We start from the raw sequence: 12,524 nt of genomic DNA on the forward strand, positions 1-12,524 counted from the left end.
TTGACCTTAAGCGACTTTTGCTGCGGTTTTTGAAGCCAAGAATGCTTGAGCCTGATCTGCATCAAACCACCAAGGAGCAAAAGCGCGCGGGTCATCAAAGTTATTGGCCATAATTGAAGCAATGCTTTGGTTTTGGCTTGCAGCTGCTAATAGATCAACAACATGAGGCTCTGGTGGTAACAACAAGCTATTGGTCCAAGCCACCACTTTTTCTGCATAAGCCCAATAACGCTCAAAGGTTTGAACCATCCATTGTTCGCTAAAACTTTGATTATCATTGGCTAAAATGGCATCGAAATAGATTTTGCTACACTTAGCAGCATTGTTTGAGCCTTGACCGGTAATAGGATCATTGACCACTAAGGCATCTGCCATGCCAAGAATCTTCTTGCCAGACGGTAAGGTTAAAACGGGTTTGCGTACTGTAGGTGGGAAACGCCCTGCTAAATATCCACCAGCATCGGTTAACTCAACATTTACGCAGCGTTCATATTCCCAAGGCACAAATTTCTTGAGTAAGTCGAGACTGCATTGCAGGTGCTGTTCGGGTGTTTTGACATCTTGCCAGCAGTCCATTGACCCATTTGGAATACCTTCAAATACCATGATGTCGCAAGGTCCATTGATGGTCAGTGCCGGAAAAGAAAAGTACTCACCGACTTCAGGAATAATATTAAAAGTCACACGAGAGTATGGTGAAACTGGCTTCATATTTTTGACATAGGTCAAAGCCAAAGCACGTTGAGGCTTATCAAAAACACTACGTGCATCATCACGCTCAAATTGTTTAACGACTTCGCCTTTACCAGCAGCGAGTAATACGAGTTCATATTCGTTTGCGAGTTGTTCTAACTCTTCTATACCCACATCTTGAATCACTAAACGACCGCCACGGCGTTCAAACTCTTCCATCCAATATGGCATTTTGACGCGTTGATCGACCGATTGAGCGTAGCGCTCAAGACGAGCACTCCATTCAAATGCTTTACCACCATTTTCAGGATTAACTAAAGCCAGCCCAATGCCTTCAACCGCTGGACATTGTTCTTCCCAAAAATTCAGTCCTAAGTCACGTTCAGTTTGTAAAGCGGTATGAAACATACACTGGCTTGACATGACTTTACCTTGACGGATTTCATCGGCAGTTCGGTTGGTGATCATAGTTACGTCGTAACCTGTATCTAATAACCCCAAACCAAGCTGTAAACCAGACTGTCCTGCTCCAACAATTGCAATACGGCGCATAATCTTCTCCATAATTTTCTAAATGTGCTTTTAAAACGCTGTGCTATTCGGCTAAACGTGGAATAGCGGGCTGTAATCCTTCGGGGCCCATCACTGAATAGCCACCGTCAACTGCGTAATCTGCTCCGGTAACAAAGCTCGCAGCAGGTGACAATAAAAACAAAACAACATTGGCAACTTCTTCGGGATGACCCAATCGGCCTAGCAAGTGATAATCGGCTGCTACACTGTCGGCTTTTTCACGGTTATTGCCACTGACTTCTGCAATGACACGAGACCATGTCCAACCCGGTGAAACTGAATTGACGCGAACACCATCGGCAGCAAAATCCATTGCCATGCTTTGTGTGAGTTGACGTATTGCAGCTTTGGAAACTGGATATAACCAGCGCCCTGTTTGCGCCACTTTGGCCGAGATTGAAGTAAAATTAACGATTGAACCTTGTTGCTTTTTTAGGTCATGGTATAAAGCACGGCTCAGCTCAACGGTAGAGACCAAATTAAGATCGAGTGCTTGTAACCAGTCCTGACGTGAAGATTTAAAACCGTCATCTAAGTAGGTACATGCTAGATTGACCAAGTAACTCACTTCACCTAAATGTTGGTGAATATCCGCCACAGCTTGTTGAATGGCTGCATCACTGGTTAAATCGGTTTGAATAAACATCACATCATGGTTAAAACTTTCAGCAATCGCCTTGCCTTTGGCATCGATATCTAAGATAGCGACATGAGCACCAGCACATACCAAAGCTTGTACAACAGCTTTACCAATGAGTGTTGCGCCGCCGCTCACCACAGCGACTTTTCCTTTTAAATTTATATTCATTGCAGATTCTCCTTAATTGACTGGCTTGCCTTCACTACTTGACCAAGATGGCATCAAAGTATTTGAAGGAAGATCTTCATCAAGAAGTTTTCGAGCGGTCTCTACACCTGCAACTGGTAAGCCTGTTGGGTCGAATAAACCAATTTGAACGAGCACCGACGCTTGGTCCCAATAAATATGCTCATGACACAGCTTTGAACCTCTGAACTGAATTACACCCAACATTGGAATTTCGACGTATTTACCGGTTGGTTTTACACCTGGTAATAACCAGTCAATTTCAGCGTCGTGGGTAAAGCTCATAATGAATTCGTCCACCACTTGCGTTGAGCCAACCGTACGAGAGATCGAGGTAATCTTCATATCTTTCGGATTTTGATGAACAAAGTGATATTGATAAAAACGGGCAAGCTGGCTTTGGCCTACACCACCAGTTAAGGTTGGAATATGATTGACATAAGGTTCTGCGACCATCGTTGCCATGGTTGCTGGTACGTCACGTGTATCGAACTCATGACGTATATGCTCTTCCCATAAGGCAACTAAGTCATATTTCGGCCCAATGGTTTCATGTAGAGCGGTTACTGTACGCTCGTGAGCAAAGCGTGCTGAAGGTTTGTGGTAATGATTGCTTTTTGGTCGTGCAAAAGCATGATCAACACCTTCGTAAACATAGGCTTGTACATTTGAATATTGGTTAGCTGCATCGACAATCGCTTGTCTCGCATCTGGCGGTGTAAATTGGTCTAGTTCTGCAATATGTAAAACCAAACGTCCTTTTACGTTAGCTAACTCATCTAGTGCTTTTTCGATGCCTACACCGTAATAACCTACGGCACATGCCACGTCAGAAAGTCGGCAGCCTGCTAGATAAGCAAGCTTTCCACCTAAACAATAGCCCACCACGCCGAGGCCTGTAGAAGTGTCACATTCTGGTCGAGTCTTTAAAAAAGATAAGCTGTCTTGAATATCTTCAACACCGAGGTTTTCATCATATTGCTGATAAAGTTCAAAAGCTTTTTGAAAATCTTCTGGTGTATAACTCAGTTCAATATTAGGTGCTACACGCCAAAATAAATCAGGAACTAAAACGGTATAGCCTTCTTCCGCAAGAAAATCCGCTTTTTCTCGCATGGCGGCATTCACTCCAAAGATTTCCTGACAAAGCACCACTCCAGGTCCTTTTCCTGTTTCTGGTGTCGCTAAATACGCACTGAACTGCTTTCCAGATGCTGTTTTAATTTGAACGGTTTGACCAGCCATAGTGTCAACTCCTGACATTGTTATGGCTTTATCTTCTATCCGAATATTTTTTTAGGCTGTCCAAAAGCTGCAAGCACTATCCAATCTCTGCGCAATTATCAAAATCAATCAAACTGGATAAAAAATTAAAAACAAAGAAACACCTATATTTCAAAACCTTAAATTAAAAATAAAATGAATGCTTTTTATCTAATTTGGAAAAAATGGATGAAGATTAGGACTTATTGGATAGTGACGATTGGCTAAAAATAGTTCAATCAAGTCATGTAATTAATTTGATTACATAAAAAAGCCCAGTCATTTTCTAAATTAAGGCGTTTATTTATGCATCGACCATGGCCAATTTATGGACAACAAAAAACGTTAATGCTCATCAATATTTTATGTTGTAGTGCATTTTCTACTCAGGCTTATTCAGCGGATGAAGAATGGAAATTTACATCAAAAAATGCATATATAGACAGAAACTATGACAATCCAGATGTAAAAGACACAGGTAGCTGGTCACAATCAGTTTCTCTATTTTACAACTCAAATATGCATGATACGCCGTTAGAAATTGGTGGAACCCCAATTCAAATTGGCGCAAATGCTTCAGCACAATATGCGGTTCGTTTAAGCCAAGATAAACATGTTGCAGATACGGTATTGCCTTTTGATAAAACCACGCAGTCCCAAGCACCTGATTATCTAAAATATGGAGCGACCTTAAAGTTAGGCTATAACAAAACGCTACTCAGCATTGGTGAATTATGGCTGGATTTACCCGTAACCACTGTAGATGCAAGTCGACAACTCCTGACGTCTTATTGGGGAACTAATCTTAAGAGCCAGCTAAACGACAAACTTTTTGCTGAAATTGGCCGTATTGAAAAAGTATCTCCGCGAAATGAAGAAGACTTTCACAGATTTTCTTTTACTTCAAAAGGTGTGACTGGCTACTCCGATGGACTTAATTATATAGATCTGCGTTATCAATTTACGCCTACATTGAAGGGTGAATATTACTTTGGAAATATGGAGGATTTATATAACAAACATTATGTCGGCATTGACCACCTATGGAAAAACGCTAATTTTTCAGTTAATTCAAAATTCAAATATTTCAATGCCAAAGATAATGGACACCTTTTTGACATCGATGCGCAAAATGTAGGTTTATTAGAAACGCTCAAAATAAAAAATCACAGCTTTGGTGTGGGTTATCAACAAATTATTGGCGAGTCTGCCTACCCACTACCTGATGGTTTCTTGCCTGAAACTTATTTCATTAACTGGAATACGACTGGTTTCTTCAAACAAGATGAAAAGTCTTATCACTTCATTTATGGCTATGACTTTAAAGATCATGTGCCGGGCCTAAATACCACTTTGAAGTATGTATACGGCGATCACTTCAAAACAGCAGATGGCTTAAAAAACAAAGAAAGTGAAGCAAACGTTATTGTCAATTATGCCCTTCAACAGTCTTTTCTCAAAGGTTTAGCTCTTCAGTACATCTTCATCAATTACGACGTTAAGCATGGAAATGATTTCTCAGAAAACCGTTTCTTCGTCAATTACAGCAAAAAATTTTAATGAATAAGGAATACATATGAAAACGATAGATGCAAACACGATTATCAATCGCGAAAAACTGTCTCCATTACAGTGGATGGTTTTTATCCTAGGCTTTTTTGTCTTCTTCTGTGATGGTCTAGATACAGGAATTATTGGTTTTGTTGCTCCAGCATTGCTCGATGATTGGGGAATTACCAAGCCTCAGCTCGCTCCAGTTTTAAGTGCTGCTTTAGTCGGTATGTCGATCGGTGCAATCATTTCTGGGCCTTTGTCCGATAAATTTGGCCGTAAAGGTGTGATTGTTTTTACAAGTCTTTTGTTCTCAATATTTACCATTTTGTGTGGCTTTGCCAATTCAACCCAAGACTTAATGATTTATCGCTTTATTACAGGTGTTGGTTTAGGCGCAGCCATGCCAAACATCAGTACGATTGTCTCTGAATATATGCCCGTAAAACGTAAAGCATTCCTTACAGGCCTTGCTGGCTGTGGTTTTATGCTGGGTATTTCTTGTGGCGGTGTGTTGTCAGCTTATCTATTAGAAAGCTATGGCTGGGCAAAAGTGATTATTATTGGTGGAAGCATTCCCTTAATTTTAGTGGTTGCTTTGTTGTTTAAATTACCTGAATCAACTCAATACTTAATCACACGTCATCAACAAGACAAAGCACAGCGTATTTTAGAAAATATTCAAGGTCATTCTTTTCAAGAGCCGGTAAAACTCGTTTTAACTCAGGCTGAAACTGCTTCAGATGAAAATCCAGTTAAAGTGGTTCTAGGAAAATATCTGTGGGGTTCAAGCATGCTTTGGCTTTGCTGCTTTACCAGTCTTTTGGTGTTCTATCTTTTAACAAGCTGGATGCCAACGATTTTAAAAACAGCAGGTTTTAGTACTCAACAGTTTAGTTTAATTGCTGCGATTTTCCCTTTTGGTGGTGTGATTGGCGCAACCATTATGGGGTGGTATATGGATAAACTGAATCCAACCACAGTCATTAAATATTCATATCTGATTGCCTTCGGCCTATTCATTGTTGCAGGTCTAGTAAGCTCAAATATTTTATTATTAGGTTTTACTATTTTCTTAATTGGTGCATTACTCGCAGGCGCTCAATCTTCATTACTGCCACTTGCAGCTATGTTCTATCCAGCAGTGTGTCGTGCAGTTGGTGTTTCATGGATGCATGGTATTGGTCGTATCGGTGCAATTTTAGGCGCTTTCTTTGGCTCGCTCATTTTCACTTTTAACTTAAGCTTAAGCGGTATTTTCTTTATTCTCGCACTACCAACCTTCATCTCATTTATTGCACTTAGCCTGAAAGTGATTTATGAGAAATCTAAAAACAAACAAGTGTTAAAGCTAGAAGAAAGTCTATAAATATCAATCGATAAATAAAAAAACTGATTTAGGCAACTAAATCAGTTTTTTTAATGGGAAAATTAAATATCAGAAAATTTTGCCTTTGGTCTCACTTGGATTTTCACCAAACTCTTCACGATATTCTTGAGAAAAACGACTTAAATGGTTAAAGCCCCAGTCATAGGCAAGCTTTGAAATAGAAACCTTTCTATCTGCACCTGTTGTGCTCAGGATCTTGTAAATTTGTTGGAGGCGATATTTTTTTAAATATGACATTGGACTGGTGCCATAGTATTGTTGAAATTCATCATACAATTTTGATTTTGAAACCCCAGCCAGACGCTGCAAGTCTTCTGCACAGATTTCTTCATGTGCATGTTCAATAATAAAATTACGAACCTTACGGATATAAGCTGGCTCATCCTGATGTGAAAGTGACTTTAAAGCTTCAGAATAGTTGTTTTCTTGAGACAACAATAACGCTTTAATTACAAAATTTTCATAGTCTTCAGATAACATCTGCAAACCATAAAAATTACTATATTGCGATTTTAGCTGTAAAAAATTCTGAATATTTTTCCACCACGCACCAATCAGTTGCTCCGAGTCCAGATGCATTTCAGGATTAAAAATAATGGGAGCTTCTATAGGTTTATTCAGTAGATCCGCAAGAACAATCTGCATACTCCGCTCAGGAATAACCACCTGAAATTTTCTGCAATCTTTATCGATAATCAAATCTTGCTGATCGTTATTAGAAACAATAAGGCCCCTGTTTTCATCAGATTGATAATGAGCGCCACGAATATTAAGAGCTTGTCGACCTTGTATAGGTAAACTAATGCTATACGCTTTTAAATTTGAGATGTTGATGGCAACGTTTGCACCATAACTGATTGTACCGATCGCCATTTTTTTATTAGGCAAACGCATTCCGTCATAGTGAAAATCGAGAGTGTCTTTGTAAATTGTGTCTAGACGGTGTTCACCACAAATTGTGGACATCAAATTCTGCGCAAATTCAGCTTTGCGTGAATAATGATTGAGTTCCATCTGTTGGCTGAGTGATATCATATCCTTTTCACCTAGCTAAATAACTTATTGCTTAAAAAGCAACTTGTATGCCAATTAATATCCTTTAATTGACGAGTTTTCCTGAAAAATATCGAATCAAGAAAGAGAGTAAAGATTACTTTCTCATACTCTATTAAATTTTAAAAATAGAAATAAGTTAAATACCTTTAAAGTATAATTTCATACCTTAACGAATTTATTTTATTAGATTTTTTATAAGCAAATAGAGTAGAGATAAATCATTATTTTGAACAGGAGACTATCGTAAATTTTTAACGAATAAAAAACCGCCTATTTTAAATAAGCGGCTTTTATAAAATACTTAAATTATTGGGAGGTGTAACCACCATCCATAACAACAGCTTGGCCTGTTACCCCACCTGCTTTGCTACTCGCAAGGAAAATCGCATAGTCAGCAATTTCTTCAACAGATAGCAAACGCTTTTGAGGAACCATTGCCAAAATTACATCTTCAAGTGCGCTGTCTAAACTCACATTACGGGTTTTAGCCAAATCTGCAATTTGACCACGGACCAATGGTGTATCTACATACCCCGGACATAAAGCATTTACCGTAATACCATCACGTGCACATTCCAAAGCTGCAACTTTTGTTAGGCCAATTACGCCGTGTTTAGCACTGTTATAACCTGCCTTTCCAGCGAAACCAATCAAGCCATTAATTGAAGCCATATTAATAATACGGCCATATTTTTGAGCTTTCATAATTGGAAGAACATGTTTAATTCCAATAAATGCCCCAGTTAACATGACCTGAACTAACTTTTGAAAAACAGCAGTTGGAAACTCTTCAATAGGCGCAACATGCTGGAAACCAGCATTATTAATTAAGATATCAACTGTACCAAAGGTCTTTTGAGTCAGCTCAATTGCTTGTTCATAAGCATCTTCATCGGTCACATCACATGGTGCAGATAATGCATCAAAACCTTGCTCTTTAAGTGAGTTCGCCGTTTCTTGACACTTTTCAGCATTCATATCAGAAATAACAACTTTGGCACCTTCTTGAGCAAATTTCTTAGCAATCTCTAGACCGATACCACTTGCAGAACCTGTAATAAAAGCGACCTTACCGTCTAAAAGTTTTGTCATTTATTTACTCCTTAATACTTATAACGTGCTGATTTAAACAATACCCGTTACGGTAAAGACCGTAATCACCACAAATACCGCTACCGTTTTAATTACGGTGACTGCAAAAATATCTTTATACGACTGTTTATGGGTTAAACCCGTAACAGCGAGTAAAGTGATAACAGCACCATTATGCGGTAAGGTATCCATACCACCCGATGCCATTGCAACCACACGGTGCATGACTTCTGGTGGAATACCCGCGGCTAAAATCGCGGCGTTATATTGTTCAGCCATCGCACTTAAAGCGATACTCATGCCACCAGAAGCGGAACCGGTAATACCTGCTAAAACGGTTGTGGTCACAGCCCCATTGACTAAAGGATTTGTAAAGGTACTGCTCATTGCATGGCTAATCAGGGCAAAGCCTGGTAATGACGCAATGATTGCACCGAAACCATACTCAGAAGCTGTATTCATCACCGCTAAAAGTGAACCACCAATACTGGCATTAATACCTTCTTTGAAGTTCGTCACTACACGCTGATAATCAAATAAAATTGCAGAAATAATCCCGACAATAAGCGCAAGGCCCACCGCCCAGATTGCACCGGTTTTTGCAACATCAACGGTGTAATCCGCTAGACCGACAGCGGCAAAATCAAAGCCATTTGGATACCATTCTTTGATTGCTTTAGACAAATATTTGTTCATTACTGCAACAAGAATGAGGGGTACAAACGCTAAAAACTGACGCGCCGTACTTCCATTATTTTGCAAGTTCATATCGGCTTCAATTTCTTGAGACGGCGTATTGTCTACACCAAAACCAGAGTAGCCCTCACCAGCTTTTACAGCTGCACGGCGACGCCATTCCAAGTAAGCCAAACCCATGCATAGAACAAAAATTGCACCGATAATTCCTAGAAATGGTGCGGCATAAATATTAGTGCCAAAGAATGTGGTTGGAATTACGTTCTGGATTTGTGGTGTACCAGGCAAAGCATCCATGGTAAATGTAAATGCACCGAGTGCGATAGTTCCCGGAATTAAACGTTTGGGAATGTTTGCTTGTCTAAAAAGCTGGTTTGCAAAAGGATAAATGGCAAATACAGCAACAAATAAACTTACACCGCTATATGTTAAAATTGCACCTAACAATACAACGGTTAAAATTGCTTTTTTTGCTCCAATCCATCTCACAATGGTTCGTGCAATAGACTCAGCAATTCCTGACATTTCAACAACTTTACCGAAAATTGCCCCGAGCAAAAATACAAGAAAGTAATCTTTAATAAAGTTCACCATTTTGGGCATAAATACACCCGAATAAAACGGTAAGACATTGGCTGGGTTAATGAGTAAAACAGCAAGTAAGGCACAAATTGGTGCCATGAGAATGACAGAAAAGCCCTTGTAAGCTGTATACATTAACAGCCCAAGTGAAAGTAGAATTACAAATAATTCCCACATATATTCCTTCTCCCTAAAGAATAGATATTAGGTTCAATAAAATTACCAAAAGATATTTAGGTTATCCCAAACCTATAATGATAAAAATCACAATATCCATGTGTGGTAATAGGTAAATGAGCTTAAAAATAAAATATCACTAAAATATTTAAAAACAATGTAATTTATTTAAATTTTAAAATATACATACAATACAAACAATTAAGTTAATTTGTTGGTAAAATTTTATTATTTAAAAGCTATTATTATTTGATAAAACTTATTAATTGTTGAGCAAATTAAATTAATACCCAACATATTATTTAATAAAGATAATTAAATAATATAGTTTTTAAAATAATTTGATAAATATTTTCTTGGCTTAGATTAATGTCTATTAATAAGTAAGAAAAACCCACTTGATGACGAGTGGGTTTAATTAAAATCTAATATTGCTTGTTTGCTTTAGATAAAAGATCTTACTCTCTTATTTCATTCGAGTTAGTCTTAAATTAAAGTCGGATGGAAGTAAAATGCGATATTCTATCTCTGCCCCTGATTTGACTTCTGTTTCTTGGGAAGTTGCAATATTTGGACACATTCCGCCACCAGTTTCTAATCTAAAGATATAATATTTAGGCTCAAGATAAATGGTAGCTATTTCGTTTGAGCGAATTGAGAATGCTTTTTCGTTATTTACATAAATATCATGAGTACAGCCAGATCCTAGAAAACCTTTATCTCTTAAGAATGTAACTTTTGCTTGTTCAGGAGTCTGTTTCTTTAAGTATTCCTGATTGTACACTCTCTCATTAGGTACTGGCTTGGCTGTATTTGAAGCAACTGGAGCTGTTGAACACCCAATTAAGCTGAGAACTAGTCCTAAAAAAATAATGTTTTTCATGAAATTATCCATTTTAATAATGTGTAAAATTTAACAGCTTAGAAAACGAAAAACCATCAAAAGGTGTCTTAAAATTTAATGATATTTTAGTAGTAAGAGTAAAAACTTAGTTAGTGTTAAATTAAAGTTAAATACAGTACTGAACTGAAACAGTTTTACCTAAAAATTTATAATTAGGATTTGGATTTTTAAGAGCATTTTCAGCAATTAAATGAAGATATCCATAATTTGTGCCGTTGATGATATACCCTATTTGTTTACTAACCTGATTAAAGTAAAGTCCAACTCTAAATTTGCCATCTATTGGCATAGAAAGAGAGATTGCTTTTTGATCAACTCCTTTGGCCCCCGCGAAGTCTCTCTTTTTGATTTCTAGCCAGCGTTTACTGCACATGCTGAAATGGCGATAGTGCCATAAAGGGATATAATCTGTACTTATCAACTTAATTCCTAAATTGCTCACACTAAAAAACACCGAAGTGGAGTTGAAATTATATCTATAAATTAATATTACAATTTGAATGTCCTCATACATTTTGGTTCCGTATCCACCTTGTTCGAAACTTTAATATTTAATCGATATCCATATTCCAGAAACAAAACTAAAAATGAGATAAATAAATGCAGCAATAATTACGGAAATAAAGACTATGATAATTCCGTCAGAAATATGATCTCCATTGGCATCATTCTCAGGATTTTCCTTGGGATTAATTATCATTGGAGTATTTAAAGATTTTTTCGCCTCATAGAATCCCCAGCCTATACCCAGCAAAACAATTAGTATCGCAAAACCAACTCCAAGATCATAAATAACCTCTTCAGCAGTATATTTATCATTTGAAGCTGAAACACATTTATCAAAATACTTTTTTTCAGTTTTAGAAAGCGTAGAGATGGATTTTTGATCATTAAACAGATCTTTAAAATGAATATTACATGTCTCAATGAATTCTTCTTTATCGTCAGTTCCATCTCCCTCGTAATTGCTTGGACGAGAAATATAAAGTGTGCTATGGGTAGTTGTAGCCATATAATTTCATTAAATTTATAAAGGGATATTTAATTAATAGAAAATCAGTCAATTCAGCTATCTTTTTTCAGTAGTCTAGCTATCTTCAAACTGAGTAATATTGCATATAAAGGGCCCACCTTCATCAAACTCTTCGCCATTTAATAAGATATTAAATCTTCCACTGAAAGTACTGAGTGCTCGTACAGATCCTTTCTTTTCTTTTACTTCTAAATCACGACTTAATTTATCTATTACAATGCTAAAGCTTGGAGAGATAAGTGAGGTAATTTCTTTACAATATTTAATAGCTTCATCTTTAGAGGCTTGATAATTTCCTGAATGTTTTGAATATACATAAAGATCTCTCCATATTTTTTCATCAAAACTCTGTGATAGGTAAAAATTCAACCATTTTTTATCATTTGTATGCTCATAATAGTAATCCGAACTTACTGGATTAAATCTTATAGACATTGGACGACCATAAGTTGACGTCTTCATCTCAGGGTATTTTGTTTTTATTTCTTTTGCATAATTTAAAAATAAGCGAGATTTGTAATCCTTGATTTCAGAAATTTCTTTATACGCATTTGAGATAGTAGTTGGAGTTAATTCTTGCTTCACTGGATTATTAACAGATGAACAACCTGATAATAAAATTATGCTCCATAGTAAAAATTTCTTATTCATAAAAATTCCTATATTTCGAGCCTAATAATATAGAATT

At 37.3% G+C, this 12,524-nt stretch carries 12 protein-coding genes; 2 read left to right on the forward strand and 10 right to left on the reverse strand.

Annotation, left to right across the window (positions count from 1 at the left end; translation table 11 throughout):
• Nucleotides 1–6 precede the first annotated feature (6 nt).
• From KIP84_RS08875 to KIP84_RS08885, 3 genes are read right to left on the reverse strand one after another with little or no spacing between them, the layout of a single operon-like run.
• Nucleotides 7–1,245: a styrene monooxygenase/indole monooxygenase family protein gene (locus KIP84_RS08875; protein ID WP_213689773.1), complete on the reverse strand. Its 1,239-nt coding sequence runs from the start codon at nucleotides 1,243–1,245 to the stop codon at nucleotides 7–9.
• Nucleotides 1,246–1,288: 43 nt separating this feature from the next.
• On the reverse strand, nucleotides 1,289–2,074 hold the full coding sequence (locus tag KIP84_RS08880; RefSeq protein WP_199976837.1) for an SDR family oxidoreductase: 786 nt from the start codon (nucleotides 2,072–2,074) through the stop codon (nucleotides 1,289–1,291).
• A 12-nt stretch (nucleotides 2,075–2,086) separates the two neighbouring features.
• Complete coding sequence (locus KIP84_RS08885) at nucleotides 2,087–3,337, reverse strand: dienelactone hydrolase family protein (RefSeq protein WP_213689774.1); 1,251 nt, start codon at nucleotides 3,335–3,337, stop codon at nucleotides 2,087–2,089.
• 324 nt (nucleotides 3,338–3,661) lie between these two features.
• On the opposite strand from KIP84_RS08885, the gene KIP84_RS08890 reads away from it, so the two are divergent.
• The gene (locus tag KIP84_RS08890) at nucleotides 3,662–4,915 is read left to right on the forward strand and encodes an OprD family outer membrane porin (protein WP_213689775.1); all 1,254 of its coding nucleotides are present in this window, start codon (nucleotides 3,662–3,664) and stop codon (nucleotides 4,913–4,915) included.
• Nucleotides 4,916–4,931: 16 nt separating this feature from the next.
• Nucleotides 4,932–6,275, forward strand: coding sequence for an MFS transporter (locus KIP84_RS08895; protein ID WP_199112517.1), 1,344 nt, complete (start codon nucleotides 4,932–4,934; stop codon nucleotides 6,273–6,275).
• Between the two features lie 69 nt (nucleotides 6,276–6,344).
• On the opposite strand, the gene KIP84_RS08900 is transcribed toward KIP84_RS08895, so the two are convergent.
• From KIP84_RS08900 to KIP84_RS08930, 7 genes are all read right to left on the reverse strand, one after another.
• Nucleotides 6,345–7,331 (reverse strand): AraC family transcriptional regulator, encoded by a 987-nt coding sequence (locus tag KIP84_RS08900; RefSeq protein WP_069036033.1) that lies wholly within the window; start codon nucleotides 7,329–7,331, stop codon nucleotides 6,345–6,347.
• 327 nt (nucleotides 7,332–7,658) lie between these two features.
• Nucleotides 7,659–8,444 (reverse strand): 3-hydroxybutyrate dehydrogenase, encoded by a 786-nt coding sequence (locus tag KIP84_RS08905; protein ID WP_213689776.1) that lies wholly within the window; start codon nucleotides 8,442–8,444, stop codon nucleotides 7,659–7,661.
• A gap of 33 nt (nucleotides 8,445–8,477) precedes the next feature.
• Nucleotides 8,478–9,899, reverse strand: a complete 1,422-nt coding sequence (locus tag KIP84_RS08910) for a GntP family permease (RefSeq protein ID WP_213689777.1) — start codon at nucleotides 9,897–9,899, stop codon at nucleotides 8,478–8,480.
• 466 nt (nucleotides 9,900–10,365) lie between these two features.
• Nucleotides 10,366–10,782, reverse strand: coding sequence for a hypothetical protein (locus KIP84_RS08915; protein WP_213689778.1), 417 nt, complete (start codon nucleotides 10,780–10,782; stop codon nucleotides 10,366–10,368).
• 127 nt (nucleotides 10,783–10,909) lie between these two features.
• Entirely contained in the window at nucleotides 10,910–11,245 is a 336-nt protein-coding gene (locus KIP84_RS08920) for a hypothetical protein (RefSeq protein ID WP_228308309.1), read from the reverse strand.
• A 102-nt stretch (nucleotides 11,246–11,347) separates the two neighbouring features.
• Complete coding sequence (locus tag KIP84_RS08925; RefSeq protein ID WP_081309813.1) at nucleotides 11,348–11,701, reverse strand: hypothetical protein; 354 nt, start codon at nucleotides 11,699–11,701, stop codon at nucleotides 11,348–11,350.
• Nucleotides 11,702–11,890: 189 nt separating this feature from the next.
• Entirely contained in the window at nucleotides 11,891–12,487 is a 597-nt protein-coding gene (locus tag KIP84_RS08930) for a hypothetical protein (RefSeq protein WP_063098801.1), read from the reverse strand.
• Nucleotides 12,488–12,524: the final 37 nt, after the last annotated feature.

The organism is Acinetobacter sp. BHS4, assembly GCF_018454425.1.
Taxonomy (GTDB): Bacteria; Pseudomonadota; Gammaproteobacteria; order Pseudomonadales; family Moraxellaceae; genus Acinetobacter; species Acinetobacter pittii.

What these genes read in the sequence shown, in the direction of transcription:
- KIP84_RS08875 (WP_213689773.1), bottom strand. Translation starts at nt 1,245, where the DNA reads ATGCGCCGTATTGCAATTGTTGGAGCAGGACAGTCTGGTTTACAGCTT.
- KIP84_RS08880 (WP_199976837.1), bottom strand. Translation starts at nt 2,074, where the DNA reads ATGAATATAAATTTAAAAGGAAAAGTCGCTGTGGTGAGCGGCGGCGCA.
- KIP84_RS08885 (WP_213689774.1), bottom strand. Translation starts at nt 3,337, where the DNA reads ATGGCTGGTCAAACCGTTCAAATTAAAACAGCATCTGGAAAGCAGTTC.
- KIP84_RS08890 (WP_213689775.1), top strand. Translation starts at nt 3,662, where the DNA reads ATGCATCGACCATGGCCAATTTATGGACAACAAAAAACGTTAATGCTC.
- KIP84_RS08895 (WP_199112517.1), top strand. Translation starts at nt 4,932, where the DNA reads ATGAAAACGATAGATGCAAACACGATTATCAATCGCGAAAAACTGTCT.
- KIP84_RS08900 (WP_069036033.1), bottom strand. Translation starts at nt 7,331, where the DNA reads ATGATATCACTCAGCCAACAGATGGAACTCAATCATTATTCACGCAAA.
- KIP84_RS08905 (WP_213689776.1), bottom strand. Translation starts at nt 8,444, where the DNA reads ATGACAAAACTTTTAGACGGTAAGGTCGCTTTTATTACAGGTTCTGCA.
- KIP84_RS08910 (WP_213689777.1), bottom strand. Translation starts at nt 9,899, where the DNA reads ATGTGGGAATTATTTGTAATTCTACTTTCACTTGGGCTGTTAATGTAT.
- KIP84_RS08915 (WP_213689778.1), bottom strand. Translation starts at nt 10,782, where the DNA reads ATGAAAAACATTATTTTTTTAGGACTAGTTCTCAGCTTAATTGGGTGT.
- KIP84_RS08930 (WP_063098801.1), bottom strand. Translation starts at nt 12,487, where the DNA reads ATGAATAAGAAATTTTTACTATGGAGCATAATTTTATTATCAGGTTGT.